Source organism: Nesterenkonia sp. CL21, assembly GCF_031705515.1.
In the GTDB taxonomy this organism is placed as follows: domain Bacteria; phylum Actinomycetota; class Actinomycetes; order Actinomycetales; family Micrococcaceae; genus Nesterenkonia; species Nesterenkonia aethiopica.
Genome location: NZ_JAUTWR010000002.1, coordinates 98587 through 116983, shown reverse-complemented (window position 1 = coordinate 116983; position 18397 = coordinate 98587). Strand labels below are relative to the sequence as shown.

Genomic DNA, 18397 nt, shown 5'->3' with positions numbered 1-18397 from the left:
TCGGGGGTGGTGCGCTTCAGTCGCTGACCTGCGTCGCTGGAAAGAATCCTGACAAAACCTTGAATCCTCCTGAACGCTTCGCTACTGTCACAGGAGTCTCCATCGTCTGAGAGGTGGGGCGACGCATGGAGGCGCCTCGGTGTCCTGCGCCCAGGGCGCGGCGGCCTGCGGGCCACGCCGAGCAGCATCAGCAACCAGATGAACAGGCCCGCCGTCATGCGTGCGGGCCGAGACATGAGGGGTTCATGACCGAGGAACTGACCACGAAGAAGGGGCGACTGGCCGCGGCGCTGATCGCTGGCCCGGCGGTGACCGCCGGCATGCTGGGACTGGGCATGGCGCCCGTCTCCGCGGACACCGAGCAGGAGCCGGATTCGGCAGAGGTCGTCGAGGAGACTCAGGACGAGACCGTCGACGACGGCCAGGACGCGACCGAGGGTGGGGACCAGGACGCCGCAGACGACGACGAACCGGTCTCCGACGAGGACGACGCTGACTCTGAGGGGGACGAGCCCGTCTCTGAGGAGGAGGGTGCGGACTCCGAAGAGGGTGACGGTGAGGACGCGGACGCTGAGGACGCGGACGCTGAAGATGCCGGCGAGCTGCCGACCATCACGGTCGGACCGCGTGACGTGACCGGCCAGGAGGACGAGTTCTTCCAGGTCACGGCTGACCCTGCGCCCGTGCACGTGATCGATGAGGACGGAGAGCTCGAGGTCATCGGCTACGTCGCCCAGGGCGGCGTGCTGCAGCACTCTTCGGGTGACCTCGACGCGGATGACGACTGGTCCAGGATCTCCTCCTCTGACGGCATCTTCGCCGAGCACTTCGGGGTAGGAGTCGTGTACTTCTCTCCCTCGGACGTCGCCGCTGTCGCCGACGGTGCACCCGATGAGGACGCTCCTGAGACGGACGTGCCGGACGCCGATGTGCCGGTCCTGGAGTTCCCGCCGCGCGATGCCTCGGACTACCAGGACGAGGTCGTCCTCGTCGTCACGGAGCGGGCTCCGGTCTTCGAGACTGGCGGGGAGTGGGGTGAACCGATCGCCTACATCGCGGAGGGTTCGATCGTCCGCTTCACCGGCGACCTCGAGCGGGTCGACGAGGCCGGAGGGTTCGTCACCCTCACCGACGACCTCTTCGAGCGCGAGCTCGGTGTGGAGTCTGTCTCGATCCGCACCGACCACATCACCTCCGTCGACGATGACAGCGCGGTCTCCGACGGCCCGCGGCCGACGCCGACGGAATCGGAGGCACCCACCGTCGATCTGGACGACCCGGAGTATGACGGCGACCTGTGGAACCTTGCGGTGGTCACGGACCGCGCACCCGTCTATGGCTCCTACACCGAGGGGCTCAACGACGAGGTGCTGGCCTACATCCCGGCCGGGACGCTGATCCGCTTTGCTCATGCCGACTCGCCGGAGGATGTGGGTGAGGGACGGAACCCCGACCTCATCGGGCAGCGGATCATGGTCGAGAGCCCTGAGCTCGCGGATGCTCTCGACACCACCGACTTCTTCCTCTTCTATGTCCCCACCGACTTCCTGCGCAACGCGAACGACGAGGACGTCGAGATCTATGACGAGGACGATGAGGACGAAGGTGAGGTCACCCCGCCGGACGAGGATGAGTCCCCGTCGGATGGCGACGAGTCGACCCCGTCGGATGAGGATGACTCGGCGTCGTCCGAGGATGAGGGAGACGAGGAGTCTGCCTCCGAGGATGACGGTGACGAGCCTGTCGCCGAGGACGAGTCCACCTCTGACGCGGAGGAGGGCGTCTCCGAGGAGGATGACGACGACGATGCCGCCGAGGACACCGCTGCCGGCATCGACGTCGAACTCTCCGATGAGGGCGTGACGGTCACCGTCGAGGACTCCACGGAGGAGGAGGTCGTCTCGACGGCTGACACGAAGACCGAGGCGAAGACCGAGGCGAAGACCGAGGCCCCGGCCGAGTCCTCCGGCGAGAAGCTGGCGGAGACCGGCGTCGAGGCCCGCACCGCCGGGACGATCGCCGGGGCCTTCCTGGCACTGGGTGCCGCGCTCATGGCGTTCGCCCACCGGGCACGCCTGGTGCGTCGCCGCGGCTGAGCGCCTGCCGCCCACCTGCTGAGGAGCGGTCCCTCTCCCGACGGAGAGGGACCGCTCCTCGCGCGTGCGGCGCCGTCGGGGCCCGTTTTGCTCCGGCACCGTCGGCTGTGTAATATGAGCGCTGACCAAAGACCGCCGGTCGTTGTCGTCGTGTGGAGAGCAGTGGCACTGAGCTCCACGGTCGTCGAGCAGCATGCTCGATGTGCGGCGCAACTGTAAAGACCCTTCCGGGCGACCTGCGCAGGTGCACCTCGAGCCGATCTCCCCATCGGGAGGCCCGTGTTCTCACGGCGTCTCTGCTGGGAGTCATCCGAGCCCCGTGCCTGCGCACCGGGGCTTTTTTCATGCCCTGGACCTCTGGAAGGACCTGGCCGGCTCGATTGATCGGAAGGAGTGCCATGGCGAATCCTGAGAAGGCTGCCGCCGTTGCCGAGCTCGCGGAGCAGTTCCGCAGCTCCAACGCCGCAGTGCTCACGGAATACCGCGGCCTCTCCGTGGGCCAGCTGCAGACTCTGCGGCGGTCCGTGCGGGAGAACGCGAACTACGCCGTGGTGAAGAACACGCTCACCGAGATCGCGGCCAAGGAAGCCGGCGTCGACGCCTTTGAGGGCAAGATGTCCGGTCCGTCCGCGATCGCCTTCGTCCACGGGGACCCCGTGGACGTGGCCAAGGCGCTGCGTGACTTTGCCAAGGACAACCCTCAGCTCATCGTCAAGGGCGGCTACATGGATGGCGCCGCTCTCGATGAGGAGGGCGTGAAGAAGCTCGCGGATCTTGAATCCCGTGAGGTTCTGCTCGGCAAGCTGGCCGGGGCGCTCATCGGCGCCCAGACCAAGGCTGCCGCCACCTTCCAGGCCCCGATCTCCAAGATCGCACGGGCAGCCGACGCGCTGCGGGCCAAGCAGGAAGAGGCCGCCTGAGCCGAGTGACACGACGGTGAGGTCCCGGAGGCGTACCGGGGGCCTTGCCACATCGCTCCGCAGGAGCGGTGGTGACCACCAAGATCCGCATGTGTCGACGTCGTCGGACCGACGGCGCGGCACGCCAAGACAGAGAAGGAGCGCCAACCATGGCGAAGCTGAGCAACGACGAGCTGATCGAGCAGTTCAAGGAGATGTCCCTCATCGAGCTCTCCGAGTTCGTGAAGCAGTTCGAGGAGACCTTTGACGTGACCGCCGCCGCTCCGGTGGCCGTCGCCGGTGCGGCCCCGGCCGCCGGTGGTGGCGAGGGCGAGGCTGCTGAGGAGCAGACCGAGTTCGACGTCATCCTCGAGGCCGCTGGCGACAAGAAGATCGGCGTCATCAAGGAGGTGCGCGGTCTCACCTCCCTCGGCCTGAAGGAGGCCAAGGAGCTGGTCGACGGCGCCCCCAAGGCTGTCGTCGAGGGTGTCGACAAGGAGGCCGCTGAGAAGGCCAAGGAGGCCCTGGAGGGCGCCGGCGCCACCGTCACCCTCAAGTGATGGTCGCGGTCTGAGGACCGCTTCTCGCAGGTCACCTGATCTGCTCATACGACGGATCCCCGGGAGTCAGGCAGCACGCCTGACACCCGGGGATCCGTCTGTCTGCGGGCGCCGACGCGCTGACGCGGCACCGGCACCCTCTCCCCTGGGGCGGCAGAGGGCAGTAGCATGTGGCTGACGAGGACCGATCGAACGGACAAGGGGGCGCGATGGCGTTGATCAGGACGAAGCAGGCTCTGGTGGGCGTGTTGGGCATCGGAGCACTGGCGCTGGCTTCCTGCGCGGTGGCCGATGACTCCGAGGGCGAGACCGAGGAGAACGGCGCCGCACAGGAGGAGACCGACGGCCAGGACGCCCCAGACGGCGGCTCCGGCGACGACGACGGCGCCGACACCTCCGGGGACGGCGCCGACGACGGTGCCGAAGACGCTGCCGACGACGGTGCGGAGGAGGAGCCCGAGGAGGAGCCCGAGGAGGACCAGGCCGCGGATGAGCACCTCGATGGGGAGCTCAGCGGGGACCGGGTGGACCCGGACGCCTTCGAGGTGCCGCTGGACGAGCAGAGCCAGGCCATCGGCGCCCGGGCCTGGCAGTTCGAGACTCCCAGTGGCCGGCACACGTGCAGCCTGGGGCGTTCAGGTCAGGCCGCGACTCCGGCCGCGGTCTGCTACATGAGTTTCGACGAGGACGTCCAGCCCGAGCCGGACGACCAGGGCCGTGAGCGCCACCCGTCCCTGCTGGAGTCCGACGTGGGGCTCTACGGCTACGAGGGGCCCGTCTACCCCCAGTTCGAGTCTTCTGAGGTGCCGACGCTGAACTACGGCGAGGTCCTCGAGGTCGAGGGGCTGGCCTGCACGGTCGGCGAGGACGCCATCACCTGCATCGCCGGGGACAACTGGATGCAGGTCTCCCGCAGCGGCTACGAGTTCTCTGATGACTCTGAAGAGTCTGATGGGGAGGACACCGGCGCGGAGGACACCGGCGCGGAGGACGACGGCGCGGATGCCTGACCGGGTGGGGCGGTCACCGACCGCCCCACCTCACTCCGCCGCCTCCACCGGCGAAGCCGCCAGAGGTGCTGACCACGGTGCCCACCGAAGCCCCGAAGGAGTGCCCGAGGCGCCGCTGGTGGAGCATCCTGCCCCCGGGTTCGGAGGAGGCCGCCAGAGTGCCGAGCTCAGTGGCACCAGCCAGCTCCTGGGCTGTCATCTCCGCCAGTGCCTCGCGGAAGCCGTCGACCTGGCCATGGAGCGCGGTGCCCACGGCGCTGCGTCCCGGGGATCCACGAGCCGAGCAGCGGCAGCGCGAACGGCACCTAGACCAGGACGAACAGTTCCGCGAAGGGGCTGGTGGTCACCGGCAGCAGCACCTCACGGCGGAGCCGACCCCATCGGCTGCCCACCGGGCGCCGATACAGCCCCCTGGCGTCCGCCTCACGGGCGATTACGAATCCGGTGTCCTCGCCGTCGGCCGTGCCCTTCCGAGCACCGGCGGAGGCTGGCTCCGGAGCCCCGATGGTGCGGATGTGACCGCGGGCGGTGTGGTCCAGCCGCGTTTCGGAGAAGTGCTCGTCCGCGCTCACCGAGTCCGCCAGGAGGCCCGAGAGCGCCGGGGCGTGGCATCTGGGGGCTCCTCCCGCCAGTGGGTCTTCTTCGGCGAGCCCTCCCGGGACGCGCGGGCGGTCGTCGATCTGGTTCGTCGGGTGTTCGAGGGACCGCCGGGCGCACCGACGGCCATCAGCAGGGTCTCCCCAGTGGCCTCTTCGAGCCAGATCGCGTCCGGCGCCCCGGTGGGGCAGTCTGCGGTGAAGTCTCGATAGCCGTCCTGCCGGAAGACGTGGCCCGCGGGGAGGGTCCGCAGGCCGACAGCACGAGGGCGCCCGCGGTGAGACCCCCGAGTGCCAGGACGGCGAGGAGCGACGCATGCGATCACCGGGTGCGTGAGGTGACGTGCACGTCCAGCGTGGCCAGCGAGGTCTCCAGGAAGTCCGCGCCGAAGGGCGGCATGCCTCCGATCTCCGCGCGGACATGCGCCGGGGTGGCCGACCAGTCATAGGTCAGCCGGACCTCGGTGCCCGCGCCGTGGGGTGCGAGGTCGTAGCGCCAGATCCAGCCGCCGACGTCGAGCTGTCCTGCGGCGCCGTACTGGCCGGGCTCCCAGGCGATGGCCCGGTCCTGCTCGAAGAGGACCACTCTGTTGTGCATGACGTAGTCGCCGCCGGCATTGACGTGGTGCATGGCCATCCCGAAGATCTGTCCCACACGGGTCAGCGGTTCGGAGGAGATCGCCTCCCTGACCCAGTCGGAGGGCTCGGTGTACTGGTGCTGGTCGGGGTCGGTGAGCACGGCGAAGATCCTGGCGGCCGGGGCCTCGATCAGCCGGTCCCTGTGCAGGGCCTCCTCCGAGGCTCCGTGGGCCCGCCGCCGTCTCATGGCCGCTCATCCTCCTGCCGCTCATCCTCCTGCGGCCCGTCGTCCTCGCGGCCGCTCCCATAGAGCCGGGCGACCTCCTCGGAGCCCAACCATCCGCTGTAGGTGGGGCCCTGGGGCCATCCCTCCGGAGAGTCCTGCCACCGTTCCTGCCGTCCGTAGGGCAGCACGTCCACCAGCGCGAAGGTGTGGCTGAGCTGCTCGGTCCCGCGTCCGGAGGAGTGCCAGGTGCGGTAGACGTCGTCGCCGTCGCGGAGGAAGACGTTGAGGGCGAAGCCTCCGCCCGGCGGGGCGCCGACGTCGGCGCCGAAGCTGCTGTCGGCGGTGGAGTACCAGGTCATCCGGTTGCCGACCTTCTCCCGATACGCCAGGGCATCATGGATCTCACCCTGGGTGACGATCACGAACCGGGCGTCGTAGTGCCGGAGAAAGTCGAGGCGGGTGAACTGGGAGGTGTAGCCGGTGCAGCCGCCGCACTGCCACTCGGCGCCCGGAGTCCACATGTGGTGGTAGGTGATCAGCTGGGAGGCTCCGTCGAAGATCTCCGCGAGCCGCACGGGGCCATGCTCACCGGCGAGCGTGTAGTCGGGCATCTTCACCATCGGGAGGCGACGACGCTGCGCGGCGACGGCGTCCAGCTCGCGCGTGACCGCCTTCTCCCGGGTGCGCAGTCGCTCCAGCTCCTGCTCCCAGATCTGCTGGTCCACCACCGGCGGCATGGCCCTGTCCATGATGCGCTCCCTGCGTTCGACGGCGACGCTCACCCCGCTCACCCCATGTCACTCCATGGCATCGGCGGGCTCTGAGGGTAGGCCGGACGCTTCGCGGGCTGTCAAGGATCGCAGGCCGGGACGTCTCCGCGAGCGGTCCGAACCATGGCCCGGTTCAGAGCCTGGCGCCGGGGCGGGGGCGCAGGCCTCCGACGACCAGGGCCAGTCCGGCCACCGCGCAGATGCCCAGGGCCACCATCAGCGGGTCGATCATGACGTTGAGCACGACGGCGGCCAACACCCACAGTGCCAGCATCAGGCAGATCAGGGCGAAGACCGCCTGCCCGATCCGGGGTCGGCCGCGCCGGCGTCCGCGGGACTTCCCGGGTGCGGTCGCAGCGGCCGGGGCGGAGGGAGACTCGGCGGAGGCCGCCTGCTGCATCTCGGCCCGCTCGTACCAGCGGGGGCGACGCTCGGGCTCCTTCCAGGTGAACTCCTGCTCGCTCTGGGCCCTCAGGGAGTCGGCCAGCAGGGCGTCGACGTCCTCGGGCTCCGGCGGCAGGGGGATGGTCGGTCGGGTCGGGGACGCGGTAGCGGATGCGGCGCCCGTCGGTGAGTCGGCCGGTGATCCGGCGGACTGCGGGGAGTCAGGGGGCTCTGGGGACGCGCGGCGGTCGGGGGAAGTGGTGCGGGGCTCGTCGTGGTCGTGGGTCATCGGTCGGCTCCTTCCAGGTCTGCGGCGGTCTCGGCCTGCGTCACGCCGCCCGGGAAGGGATAGGTCTCGAACGCCGCCGCATCGGTCAGGTCTCCGGCACCGGCACCTGCACCGGCACCTGCACCAGCTCCGGCACCCGCACCGGCTCCGGCGGCGTCGCCGTCGTCGTGCTGCCCGCCGATGTCACCTTCGACCTGCTCCGCATAGGTGGTCGCGTCGTAGATCTCCACCCTGTTGAAGGCGGTGTTGGCCGTCAGCAGGATCTGCAGATCCGCATCCTCGTCACCGATCCGGTGCTCGGTGACCTCGGCTCCGCGGGAGCTGCGCTGCTCGTCCTGGGTATGGATGTCGAGCCGACCCAGCGCCTGACGGGACTGGACGATCAGCGTGGAGTCGTCGGGGATGACCACGGTGGTGCGGGCGAAGGCGGAGTTCAGCTCGGCGTGGACCACCTCGGTGACGCCAGGCTCGCCACGTCCGGCGAGGTGGCGCAGGTCCATGGTGGTGTTCGCGAAAGCTGAGTTCAGCGACTCGGCGTCGCTGGTGTAGCTGCCGAACGCCACGTTCGAGCCGCTCACAGAGGGTGCGCTGCCGGGATTCTGGTGGACGAAGAAGGTCAGCAGCATCGCCACGGTGGCCACCGTCAGCAGGAAGCCGTGCCCGCGCCTGCCGCGCAGTGCCCCCAGCAGGTGCAGCAGAGCCAGCACGGAGACCAGGCCCACCAGTCCGGCCAGCACCGCGGAGGTGCCGGAGACGCCCAGGACCCAGATCGCGGCCAGCACGCCGGAGGCTGCGGCCAGCAACAGACCGAAGGCGATCATGCGCCGACGCCGGGACTCTTCCAGGACTCGAGGGTCCCAGGCCACGGCGGCGCCGGCAGGCGCGTCCTGGTGCGGACTGCGGGGGGCGGACGTCCCGGCGGCGTCGGAGGTGCTGCCCGGACCGCTTCCGGAGTCGCCTCCGGAGCCGCTGTCGGCGTCGGAGGCCGTCTCTTTCGGGTACCAGGCCGGGCGCCCGTCATCACGGACGGATGATGAGCTCCCGGCCTGCGCTTTTCCCTGGGCGTCGTCCTCCTTCACCTGCGCAGAGGCCTCCCGCGCGGCGCGGCGCGCCTCATGACGGGCGTGACGGGAGGCCCGGCGAGCCTCCCGGTCCGCCTCCCGCTGCGCCTCACGGCGGAACGCGGCGTCGTCTCCGTATCCGCCCGGCCCGGACGAGGAGCCCGCCGGGGCGCAGCGCGGGCCGCCGTGCTCAGCGGTGTGCCGACGCATCAGGGTGTAGACCACCCAGGCGACCACACCGATGATCACCAGGTTCAGCAGGATCGCGAACGGCCCGGCCAGGCTCAGCGGGGTGGAGACGTTGAGCGCGCCGATGACCGCCAGGGCGGCGCCGCCGACGAGTCCGCCGGTGAAGTCTCCGCGCAGCGCCTGCTGCGTCGGGATCCGGCCCTTCGAGTCCGGGATCAGGATCCACGCCAGGCCGTAGAGCAGGATCACCGGGGAGAAGAACGGCACGAGGGCCACGACGCCGAGGCCACGCACCAGGGTGGCGTCCCAGCGGAGCTTCTGGGCCAGCAGCGCCATGACGCCGCCGGCCCACCCGGTGTCCGGACGGGTCAGGCCGGTGGAGCGGATCCAGTCGAAGAACTGGTGGCCGGCCTCGGGCCGGGGGTCCGGCGCCTCCGGCCGTGGCCGGGCGCGCTCATCGTGGGGAGTGGTCGAGTCATCCATGCCTCCAGCTTCCTCCGCCCCCGGGGGTCTCCGCTATGGGGGTCCACCCTGATCCGACCCTGATCCTTCCCTCAGAAGCCCGGAATTCCGGGCGACGACGGGTCTCAGGGTCTCCCGCCGTGGCAGGATGGAACCATGGTCACGGACACCGAACGGCCCCCGCTGCGCCGGGGCACCGGCACCCCCGTGGCCGGCGTGTGCCTGGGCGTCTCCCGGCACCTCGGGGTCTCCCTGCCGGTGGTCCGCGCGGTGATGATCGGCCTGGCCATCGCGGGAGGCGTAGGGATCCTCCTGTACTGCTGGCTGTGGATCTTCGTGCCGTCGGAGGACGAGCCGGAGGCCACCGCCGGGGTGCGCGGCCTCTCCGGCCCGGCGGTGGACGGCGAAGGGCCGCCCGGTGCGGAACCCGCGTCCGACGGCGCGGCGCGTGACGGGACCCAGGGAGCCGCCGACCCGGGGGAACGCATCCGCCGGCTCCTGGACTCGTTGACCAGCTCGCCGGAGGTGCTGCTGGGCGGCCTGCTGCTCGGTGCGGCCGCCCTGCTGGCGCTGTCCCTGGCGGGGGTCGAGATGAACTGGCGGCTCTTCGGGCCGCCCGCGGTGATCCTGGTCGGGATCCTCCTGGCCTGGTCCCAGGTCGACAAGACCGGCCGTGGCGGCGCCGACCACACCACGCTGTGGCAGATCGCCGGTGGGGCAGGGCTCGTGGTGGTCGCGCTGCTGGTCATCGCCGGCGGCTTCGTACCGGGCGGGGACCTGCTGCTGGGACTCATCGTGGCCATGATGCTGCTGGCCGGGATCGCCCTGGTGATCGCCCCATGGCTGATCCGCCTGTACCGCACCGCCACCACTGAACGGGCCCGCGCGGCCGCGGAGGCCGAGCGGGCGGACATCGCCGCCCACCTGCACGACTCGGTGCTGCAGACGCTGGCGATGATCCAGAAGCAGCGTCACGACCCCGCGGCCGTGGAGCGGCTCGCCCGCAGCCAGGAGCGGCAGCTGCGAGGCTGGTTGTACCGCCAGCAGGAGCACGAGTCCGGCACGCTGAAGGACCAGCTCACCGCGGCCGCCGCCGAACTGGAGGAGATGCATGACGGCACGGTGGAGGTCGTCGCCGTCGGCGAGTCCCGGCGTCAGGACCACCGTGTGCTGGTGGCCGCCGTCCGGGAGGCGATCGTCAACGCCCTGAAGCACGCCGGGCCGGCCTCGGTGTATGTGGAGTCCGACGCCGCCCAGGACGCGGTCTTCGTCCGTGACCGGGGCCCAGGGTTCGACCTCGAGGGGATCGAGGAGGACCGCCTCGGAGTCCGGGAGTCCATCATCGGCAGGATGCGTCGGGCCGGCGGCGAGGCGCGCATCCGTTCGAACGGCCGAGGCACCGAGGTGCAGCTGTTCATGCCGGTCGACGCCGCCGTCGAGGAGGAGAACGGCCATGACTGAGCTGCATCGGGTGGTGATCGTGGACGACCACGCCATCTTCCGCGCCGGGCTGCGCGCCGAGCTGGACGGTCGGGTCGCCGTCGTCGGGGAGGCCCACGACGTCGACTCCGCGGTGCTGGCGGTGCGCGAGCACCTGCCTGAGGTGGTGCTGCTGGACGTACACCTGCCGGGTGGGACCGGCGGCGGGGGAGCGGAGGTGGTGGCGGGCTGCCGTGACCTGCTGGAGGACGTGCGGTTCCTAGCGATCAGCGTCTCGGACCAGGCCGAGGACGTGGTTTCGGTCATCCGCGCCGGCGCCCGCGGGTACGTCACCAAGACGATCAGCTCGGACGACCTGGTCGACGCCGTCGCGGCCGTCGCCGGGGGAGACGCGGTCTTCTCCCCACGGCTGGCCGGGTTTGTGCTGGACGCCTTCGGCACCTCCTCGGTGGCCCAGGACGTCCGGGACGAGGAGCTGGATCTGCTCTCCGCCCGGGAGGTGGAGGTCATGCGGCTCATCGCGCGGGGCTACACCTACCGGGAGATCGCCTCGGACCTGTTCATCTCCGTCAAGACGGTGGAGTCCCACGTCTCCAAGGTGCTGCGCAAGCTGCAGCTGTCTTCTCGGCATGAGCTGACTCGCTGGGCCGAGCAGCGCCGCATCGTCTGAGGTCTGGGCGTCCGCCCCCCCCCCCCTCGAGGGGGCCCGGCCCGTCTCCGCCGGGTTCGTCTGTCCCTAGGGTATTCCGGAGGACGGACGAACCCGACGGGGACGGAGGGGCTCGGACGGAGTGCCCCCTGTCTTCCGGCCCGGCCGGTTCAGCCCCGCCGGGTGCGCGCGATCAGCCCGTCGACCCATTCTTGGTCCATCCCGCTGGTGGAGAATCCGCCGAGCCGTCCCAGAGGGAAGGACTCCAACATCCGCATCAGGCCCTCGGCGCTGAAGACGTCGCCGCCTCCGCCGGACTGGGCCGCCTCCTGCACCGCTTCGCGCACCAGCGGACCGGTGAGTGGGTGGGCCAGGGCGTCGCCGAGTGTGGACTCCCGGGTCAGCGGGACGGCCACCTCGTCGCCAGGCACCTCCACCCTCGTCTCCTGGCGCAGATCGCGGGAGGACGCGCCGACGGCGACGACGTGCTCGCCGCCTTCCACCACCCATCGGTCCAGACGGCGGTCCCAGTGGGCCAGGTCCTGGCGCGGCACGCGCAGCTCCACGATCTGGGATTCTCCGGCCTGCAGGGCCACGGCGGTGAAGGCCTTGAGCTCACGTGGGGCACGGGCCACGGCGGAGCCGGGGCGGCCCACATAGACCTGGACCACCTCGTGCCCGTCGCGCTCGCCGGTGTTGGTGATGGTCGTCCGGATGCGCAGCTCGTCCGCCTCGACCGAGACGTCCAGGTCGGTGTGCTCGAAGCGCGTGTAGCTCAGGCCGTGGCCGAACGGGAAGGCCACGTCGAGGTCTCGGGCGTCGTACCAGCGGTAGCCCACGAAGACTCCTTCCCCGTAGCGGACGTGCCCGTGCTCGCCGGGGAAGTCCAGGTAGGCGGGAGAGTCGGCCAGCCGCAGCGGGATGGTCTCGGTGAGCCGTCCTGAGGGATTGGCCGTCCCGTAGAGCAGGTCGGCGGTGGCGGATCCGCCGGCCTGGCCGAGCAGCCAGCCCTCCAGGATCGCCGGCACCGTCTGGGCGAAGGGCAGCGCCACGACGCCGCCGTGGGACAGCACCACCACGGTGCGGGGGTTGGCCTCCACGACGGCCTCGAGCAGGTTCAGCTGCTCGGCGGGCAGGTCGAGGTGCTCCCGGTCGAAGCCTTCGGACTCGTCGGCGGCGGGCAGTCCCAGGAAGACGACGGCGACGTCGGCAGCGCCGGCGGCCTCCGCCGCCTCGGCGCGCAGGGACTCGGCCGTCCCGGAGGCGGTCTCCTCGGCGCCCTCCAGGGGGAAGCCCGGGGCGAACCGGACCTCGGCCCGGGACGCCGCCGTGATGGCGGTCAGCGCGTCGTCCACCCGGGTCGGGTTGATCTGTGAGCTGCCGGCGCCCTGGTAGCGCGGAGTGCGGGCGAACTCGCCGATGACCGCCACGGAGGCGCTGGCATCCAGCGGCAGGATCTCGTCGTCGTTCTTCAGCAGCACGGCGGAGCGTGCGGCGGCCTCGCGGGCCAGCGCGTGGTGTGCCTGGACGTCGACGTCCACCGCCGGCGTGCGGGCCCCGGCCTGGACCTTCTGCACCAGCTCCACCACGCGCGCCGCGCAGCGGTCCAGGGCCGCCTCGTCGAGGTCGCCCTCCTGCACCGCGGCGATGACCTGCTCCTGGCTGGCGCCTCCGGTGGTCGGCATCTCCAGGTCCAGTCCAGCTCGCAGCGCCTCGACTCGGTCGCCGACGGCGAACCAGTCGGAGATCACCAGGCCGTCGAAGCCCCACTGGTCACGCAGCACTTCCGTGAGCAGCCAGGGGTCCTCGGAGGCCGAGACGCCGTTGATCTTGTTGTAGGCGCTCATCACCGTCCACGGGCGGGCGGAGGCGATCGCCCGTTCGAAGCCGCGCAGATAGATCTCCCGCAGGGGGCGGGCGTCCACGTCGCTGGAGACGCGCATGCGGTCATGCTCCTGGTTGTTCGCCGCGAAGTGCTTCAGGCATGCGCCCACGCCGCGGGACTGGATGCCTCGGGTGACGGCGGCGGCGAGCTCGCCGGAGACCAGGGGGTCTTCGGAGAAGTATTCGAAGCTGCGGCCGCACAGCGGGGAGCGCTTGATGTTCAGGCCCGGGCCCAGCACGACGCCGACCCCTTCGGCGCGGGCCTCGGCGCCGATGGCGGCGCCGACGCGTTCGGCCAGGTCGGTGTCGAAGGCGGAGCCCAGGGCCACCGCGGGCGGGAAGCAGGTGGCGGGCACGCTCTGTTCCAGGCCCAGATGGTCGGCGGCTCCGCCCTGCTTGCGGAGTCCGTGGGGGCCGTCGGTGACCATGATCGCCGGGATCCCGGCCTCCTCGACGGCGGCGGTGGTCCAGAAGGTGGCGCCCGTGACCAGCTCGGCCTTCTGCTCCAGGCTCAGGCGGGCGACGACGTCGCGGGGCTCGGCCTCGGCGAAGAGGTCGGGGGAGCTGTCGGTGCCGAGGGAGGAAGGTGTGGCGGGTGTGGTCATGAGGGGTCCTTCCGGAGCGGAGATGGGAGAGGTGGACGGACGACCTGGAGTCGATGTGGTCCGCCTCACTGTCCAAAACTGTACGCCACTCGGTTTTCATGCGGCAAGCGTCGGCGGACGGGGCCGTAGAATCGCCGCCATGGGGAGACGAGGGTCCTATGCCAAAGGTCTGGCCAGGCGCCGAGAGATCCTGCGCACCGCTTTGGAGGTCATCGCCCGCAGCGGCTACTCCAGCGCTTCCGTGCGGGAGCTGGCCGATGCCGTCGGGCTGAGCCAGGCGGGGCTGCTGCATCACTTCGGCACGAAGGAGGAGCTCTTCATCGAGGTGCTGCGCGCTCGGGACGAGGTCGACGCCGCCGTCGCGGCGGGCGACCCCGCGCCGCGCCGGAGCGCGCCGGACGGGTCGGCGCCGGGCGGGCCCGATCTGTCCGCCGTCCCCCTGGAGCTGGGGCGCTTCGTGGAGATCCTCCGGCGCAATGCCGAGGTGCCGGGTCTGATCCACCTCTATACGCGGCTGCAGGCGGAGGCGGCGGACTCCGGGCATCCCGCCCATGAGTACTTCCGTACGCGCCAGCAGCGCGTGCTGGCCGGGCTCGCCCGCGCCGTGCGCGCCGCTCAGCTCCAGGGGGACGTGCAACCGGAGCTGGATCCGGAGGAGACGGCCCTGGAGCTCGTCGCGCTGGCCGACGGCCTCCAGGCCCAGTGGCTGCTGGATCCGCGCGTGGACATGGCCGCGGTGATGGCCCGGCATCTGGAGCGGCTCCGGCCCTGAGGCGGTGCCGCCGTCACCTCACTGAGCCCCGCCGCGCCCCTGCGCGGCGCATGCGTGACCGCGGCGCCGGTGCTAGAATCTTGCCTCGGAACTCAGTCCCGCCGGTTCGGCGTCGGACGTCCGCCTCTCATCGACACCGCCGGTGCGTGTGATCTCCACGACGCGGCGTTGCGCGTCTGCGTACTCGTCGTTTATGCTGTACTTTTGCGCCTCCCCTCTATGCGCGTGCCTTCAAATAGCGGTGGGCACCTGCATCGTCTCCTCCTCACAGCTGGACCGCCTGACGTCTGCCCGGCGTCGGATCGGCCAGACACCGTCCGCGTGCGCGGGGACGGGGAAGCGTGCCAAGGAAGCTACGAAGGTCTGTGGAAGGATCCCTCTTGGTCGCCTCGAGCACCTCAATTCAAACCGCTGCCTCGGCCCGTACCGCTGAATACGCCGGCCGACTCTCATTCGCAAAGATCCACGAACCCCTCGATGTCCCGGAGCTTCTGGCTCTGCAGATCGACTCCTTCGACCGCCTGGTGGGCAACGAGCGCTGGGCCGCCCGCGTGGAGGAGGCCCGCCAGAAGGGCATCAAGGGCGTCTCCGACACCTCGGGCCTGGCGGACATCTTCGAAGAGATGTCCCCCATCGAGGACTTCCAGGGCACCATGTCCCTGAGCTTCTCCGAGCCGGAATTCGCCGACCCGAAGATGCCGATGGCCGAGTGCAAGGAGCGCGACACCACCTACGCGGCTCCGCTGTACGTCAAGGCCGAGTTCATGAACCACAACACCGGCGAGATCAAGCAGCAGACGGTGTTCATGGGCGACTTCCCGCTGATGACCGACCGCGGCACGTTCATCATCAACGGCACCGAGCGCGTCGTCGTCTCGCAGCTGGTCCGTTCCCCGGGCGCCTACTTCGAGCGCACCCCGGACAAGACCAGCGACAAGGACATCTTCACCGCGAAGATCATCCCGTCCCGCGGCGCGTGGTTCGAGCTGGAGATCGACAAGCGCGACCAGGTCGGCGTGCGTCTGGACCGCAAGCGCAAGCAGCCGGTCACCGCACTGCTGAAGGCGCTGGGCTGGACCGAGTCCCGCATCATCGAGGAGTTCGGCGACTACGACTCCATCCGCGCCACCCTGGAGAAGGACACCTTCGAGACCCAGGACGACGCGCTGCTGGACATCTACCGCAAGCTGCGTCCGGGAGAGCCGCCGACGGTCGAAGCCGCCGAGGGCCTGCTCAAGGGCCTGTACTTCACTCCGAAGCGCTACGACCTCGCGAAGGTGGGCCGCTACAAGCTCAACCGCAAGCTGGGCGTGGACAAGGACTTCACCGACGCCGACGCCTCGGTGCTCACCGAGCAGGACATCGTGGCGATGATCCACTACCTGTGCGCGGTGCACGCCGGCCGCGAGACCATCAAGGGTCTGCGCGACGGCGAGCAGATCGACCTGCCCGTGCAGATCGATGACATCGACCACTTCGGCAACCGTCGCATCCGTGCGGTGGGCGAGCTGATCGAGAACCAGGTCCGCACGGGCCTGTCTCGCATGGAGCGGGTGGTGCGTGAGCGCATGACCACCCAGGACGTGGAGGCGATCACCCCGCAGACGCTGATCAACATCCGTCCCGTGGTGGCCTCCATCAAGGAGTTCTTCGGCACCTCGCAGCTCTCGCAGTTCATGGACCAGAACAACCCGCTGGCCGGTCTGACGCACAAGCGGCGTCTGAACGCGCTGGGCCCGGGCGGTCTGTCCCGTGACCGCGCGGGCATGGAGGTCCGTGACGTCCACCCGTCGCACTACGGCCGCATGTGTCCGATCGAGACCCCTGAAGGTCCGAACATCGGTCTAATCGGCTCGCTGGCGACCTATGGGCGTATCAACCGCTTCGGCTTCATCGAGACGCCGTACCGCAAGGTCGTCGACGGCAAGGTCACCGAGGAGATCGAGTACCTGACCGCCGATGACGAGCTGGCGGCCCAGATCGCTCAGGCCAACGCGCCGCTGACTGAGGACGGCTCCTTCGCTGAGGAGCAGGTCCTGTGCCGTCAGCGCGGTGGTGAGGGCGAGCCGGTGCTGGTCGGCGCCGAGGACATCGACTACATGGACGTCTCTCCGCGCCAGATGGTGTCGGTGGCGACCGCCCTGATCCCGTTCCTGGAGCACGACGACGCCAACCGCGCGCTCATGGGTGCCAACATGCAGCGCCAGGCGGTGCCGCTGCTGGAGTCCGAGTCCCCGGTGGTCGGCACGGGCATGGAGAAGTACGTCGCAGTCGACGCCGGCGACTCCGTGACCGCCGAGCAGGCCGGCGTGGTCACCAAGGTCGCGGCGGACCTGGTCTCCGTCATGAATGACGACGGCACCATGACGCACTACCCGATCATGAAGTTCGAGCGCTCGAACCAGGGCAACACCTACAACCAGCGTGTCCGGGTCTCCGAGGGCGACCGGGTGGAGCGGCAGTCGATCATCGCCGACGGTCCGTCCACGGAGTACGGCGAGATCGCCCTGGGCAAGAACCTGCTGGTCGCGTTCATGTCCTGGGAGGGCCACAACTTCGAGGACGCGATCATCCTGTCGCAGCGCCTGGTGCAGGACGACGTCCTGACCTCGATCCACATCGAGGAGCACGAGGTGGACGCGCGCGACACCAAGCTGGGCGCGGAGGAGATCACCCGGGACATCCCGAACGTCTCGGACGAGATGCTCTCCCAGCTGGACGAGCGCGGCATCATCCACATCGGTGCCGAGGTCGAGGCCGGGGACATCCTGGTCGGCCGTGTGACCCCGAAGGGTGAGACGGAGCTGACCCCGGAGGAGCGCCTGCTGCGCGCCATCTTCGGCGAGAAGTCCCGCGAGGTCCGTGACACGTCCCTGAAGGTGCCCCACGGCGAGTCCGGCACCGTGATCGGTGTGCGCATCTTCGACGCGGAGGACGGCGACGAGCTGCCTCCGGGCGTGAACCAGCTGGTGCGCGTCTACGTGGCCCAGAAGCGCAAGATCACCGACGGCGACAAGCTCGCCGGCCGTCACGGCAACAAGGGTGTGATCTCCAAGATCCTGCCGGTCGAGGACATGCCGTTCCTGGCCGACGGGACCCCGGTCGACGTCGTGCTCAACCCGCTGGGTGTGCCCGGTCGTATGAACATCGGTCAGGTCATGGAGCTGCACCTGGGCTGGGCCGCGAAGCAGGGCTGGACCATCGAGGGCGAGCCCGAGTGGCTGAAGAACCTGCCGAACCTGCCGCGCGAGACCGGGCCGACCAAGGTCGCCACTCCGGTGTTCGACGGTGCCGAGGCGGACGAGCTCACCGGCATCCTCGCTTCGACCAACACCACCCGCGACGGTGAGCGGCTGGTCGGGCCCGACGGCAAGGCCCAGCTGTTCGACGGCCGCTCCGGCGAGCCGTTCCCGGACGGGATCTCGGTCGGCTACATGTACATCCTGAAGCTGCACCACCTGGTCGACGACAAGATCCACGCCCGCTCGACCGGTCCGTACTCGATGATCACCCAGCAGCCGCTCGGTGGTAAGGCGCAGTTCGGCGGTCAGCGCTTCGGCGAGATGGAGGTCTGGGCCCTGGAGGCGTACGGCTCGGCCTACACCCTGCAGGAGCTGCTGACCATCAAGTCGGATGACATCCACGGCCGTGTGAAGGTCTACGAGGCCATCGTCAAGGGCGAGAACATTCCGGAGCCCGGTGTTCCGGAGTCGTTCAAGGTCCTGATCAAGGAGATGCAGTCGCTCTGCCTGAACGTGGAGGTCCTCTCCGCCGACGGCAGCGCGATCGAGATGCGTGACGCGGAGGAGTCCGGGTTCAGCGCCGCCGAGGAGCTGGGCATCGACCTCTCCCGTGCGGAGCCCAGCTCGGTCGAAGAGGTCTGAGCCTCACCCGCGCCGTCGCCGGCTGAGAGCAGTCGGCGACGG

Annotated in this window: 15 protein-coding genes; 8 read left to right on the top strand and 7 right to left on the bottom strand. The window is 70.0% G+C overall.

Annotated features, from left to right (window positions below; all coding sequences use genetic code 11):
• Positions 1-245: 245 nt before the first annotated feature.
• The 4 genes from Q7C18_RS05455 to Q7C18_RS05440 all read left to right on the top strand — a co-directional run bounded on the left by Q7C18_RS05455 (position 246) and on the right by Q7C18_RS05440 (position 4565).
• Positions 246-2096: a hypothetical protein gene (locus Q7C18_RS05455; RefSeq protein ID WP_311024519.1), complete on the top strand. Its 1851-nt coding sequence runs from the start codon at positions 246-248 to the stop codon at positions 2094-2096.
• A 398-nt stretch (positions 2097-2494) separates the two neighbouring features.
• On the top strand, positions 2495-3016 hold the full coding sequence (gene rplJ / locus Q7C18_RS05450) for a 50S ribosomal protein L10 (RefSeq protein WP_070158999.1): 522 nt from the start codon (positions 2495-2497) through the stop codon (positions 3014-3016).
• A 149-nt stretch (positions 3017-3165) separates the two neighbouring features.
• Positions 3166-3555 carry a 50S ribosomal protein L7/L12 gene (gene rplL / locus Q7C18_RS05445; RefSeq protein WP_070158998.1) on the top strand — a complete coding sequence of 130 codons (390 nt, stop codon included), beginning with the start codon at positions 3166-3168 and terminating at the stop codon, positions 3553-3555.
• Positions 3556-3764: 209 nt separating this feature from the next.
• Positions 3765-4565 (top strand): hypothetical protein, encoded by an 801-nt coding sequence (locus Q7C18_RS05440; RefSeq protein WP_311024518.1) that lies wholly within the window; start codon positions 3765-3767, stop codon positions 4563-4565.
• A gap of 13 nt (positions 4566-4578) precedes the next feature.
• Here the strand turns inward: Q7C18_RS05440 and Q7C18_RS05435 are convergent, their stop codons facing one another.
• The 6 genes from Q7C18_RS05435 to Q7C18_RS05410 all read right to left on the bottom strand — a co-directional run bounded on the left by Q7C18_RS05435 (position 4579) and on the right by Q7C18_RS05410 (position 9142).
• Entirely contained in the window at positions 4579-4818 is a 240-nt protein-coding gene (locus Q7C18_RS05435) for a hypothetical protein (protein ID WP_311024517.1), read from the bottom strand.
• Positions 4819-4870: 52 nt separating this feature from the next.
• Positions 4871-5137: a hypothetical protein gene (locus tag Q7C18_RS05430; protein ID WP_311024516.1), complete on the bottom strand. Its 267-nt coding sequence runs from the start codon at positions 5135-5137 to the stop codon at positions 4871-4873.
• A 346-nt stretch (positions 5138-5483) separates the two neighbouring features.
• Entirely contained in the window at positions 5484-5987 is a 504-nt protein-coding gene (locus Q7C18_RS05425) for an SRPBCC domain-containing protein (protein WP_083277330.1), read from the bottom strand.
• A complete protein-coding gene (locus Q7C18_RS05420) occupies positions 5984-6715 on the bottom strand; it encodes a DUF899 family protein (protein ID WP_311024699.1) in 732 nt (243 codons plus the stop codon). Before Q7C18_RS05420 ends, Q7C18_RS05425 begins: the two co-directional genes overlap by 4 nt.
• Positions 6716-6869: 154 nt before the next feature.
• The gene (locus tag Q7C18_RS05415) at positions 6870-7409 is read right to left on the bottom strand and encodes a hypothetical protein (protein ID WP_311024515.1); all 540 of its coding nucleotides are present in this window, start codon (positions 7407-7409) and stop codon (positions 6870-6872) included.
• Entirely contained in the window at positions 7406-9142 is a 1737-nt protein-coding gene (locus Q7C18_RS05410; RefSeq protein WP_311024514.1) for a PspC domain-containing protein, read from the bottom strand. Before Q7C18_RS05410 ends, Q7C18_RS05415 begins: the two co-directional genes overlap by 4 nt.
• A 135-nt stretch (positions 9143-9277) precedes the next feature.
• Between Q7C18_RS05410 and Q7C18_RS05405 the strand changes: the two genes are divergently transcribed.
• Positions 9278-10582, top strand: a complete 1305-nt coding sequence (locus tag Q7C18_RS05405; RefSeq protein ID WP_311024513.1) for a PspC domain-containing protein — start codon at positions 9278-9280, stop codon at positions 10580-10582.
• Complete coding sequence (locus tag Q7C18_RS05400) at positions 10575-11231, top strand: response regulator transcription factor (protein WP_311024512.1); 657 nt, start codon at positions 10575-10577, stop codon at positions 11229-11231. The genes Q7C18_RS05405 and Q7C18_RS05400 overlap by 8 nt, the downstream gene beginning before the upstream one ends.
• Positions 11232-11380: 149 nt before the next feature.
• Here Q7C18_RS05400 and Q7C18_RS05395 read toward each other — a convergent pair whose 3' ends face one another.
• Complete coding sequence (locus Q7C18_RS05395) at positions 11381-13699, bottom strand: glycoside hydrolase family 3 C-terminal domain-containing protein (RefSeq protein WP_311024511.1); 2319 nt, start codon at positions 13697-13699, stop codon at positions 11381-11383.
• A gap of 139 nt (positions 13700-13838) precedes the next feature.
• On the opposite strand from Q7C18_RS05395, the gene Q7C18_RS05390 reads away from it, so the two are divergent.
• Positions 13839-14471, top strand: a complete 633-nt coding sequence (locus Q7C18_RS05390; protein ID WP_311024510.1) for a TetR/AcrR family transcriptional regulator — start codon at positions 13839-13841, stop codon at positions 14469-14471.
• Between the two features lie 380 nt (positions 14472-14851).
• Entirely contained in the window at positions 14852-18355 is a 3504-nt protein-coding gene (locus Q7C18_RS05385) for a DNA-directed RNA polymerase subunit beta (protein ID WP_070161804.1), read from the top strand.
• Positions 18356-18397: the final 42 nt, after the last annotated feature.

Bases quoted from the DNA above. Each gene is read 5' to 3' on its own strand.
- rplJ (WP_070158999.1), top strand. From the start codon at position 2,495: ATGGCGAATCCTGAGAAGGCTGCCGCCGTTGCCGAGCTCGCGGAGCAG.
- Q7C18_RS05395 (WP_311024511.1), bottom strand. From the start codon at position 13,699: ATGACCACACCCGCCACACCTTCCTCCCTCGGCACCGACAGCTCCCCC.
- Q7C18_RS05390 (WP_311024510.1), top strand. From the start codon at position 13,839: ATGGGGAGACGAGGGTCCTATGCCAAAGGTCTGGCCAGGCGCCGAGAG.
- Q7C18_RS05405 (WP_311024513.1), top strand. From the start codon at position 9,278: ATGGTCACGGACACCGAACGGCCCCCGCTGCGCCGGGGCACCGGCACC.
- rplL (WP_070158998.1), top strand. From the start codon at position 3,166: ATGGCGAAGCTGAGCAACGACGAGCTGATCGAGCAGTTCAAGGAGATG.
- Q7C18_RS05455 (WP_311024519.1), top strand. From the start codon at position 246: ATGACCGAGGAACTGACCACGAAGAAGGGGCGACTGGCCGCGGCGCTG.
- Q7C18_RS05415 (WP_311024515.1), bottom strand. From the start codon at position 7,409: ATGACCCACGACCACGACGAGCCCCGCACCACTTCCCCCGACCGCCGC.
- Q7C18_RS05410 (WP_311024514.1), bottom strand. From the start codon at position 9,142: ATGGATGACTCGACCACTCCCCACGATGAGCGCGCCCGGCCACGGCCG.
- Q7C18_RS05440 (WP_311024518.1), top strand. From the start codon at position 3,765: ATGGCGTTGATCAGGACGAAGCAGGCTCTGGTGGGCGTGTTGGGCATC.
- Q7C18_RS05420 (WP_311024699.1), bottom strand. From the start codon at position 6,715: ATGGACAGGGCCATGCCGCCGGTGGTGGACCAGCAGATCTGGGAGCAG.
- Q7C18_RS05425 (WP_083277330.1), bottom strand. From the start codon at position 5,987: ATGAGACGGCGGCGGGCCCACGGAGCCTCGGAGGAGGCCCTGCACAGG.
- Q7C18_RS05400 (WP_311024512.1), top strand. From the start codon at position 10,575: ATGACTGAGCTGCATCGGGTGGTGATCGTGGACGACCACGCCATCTTC.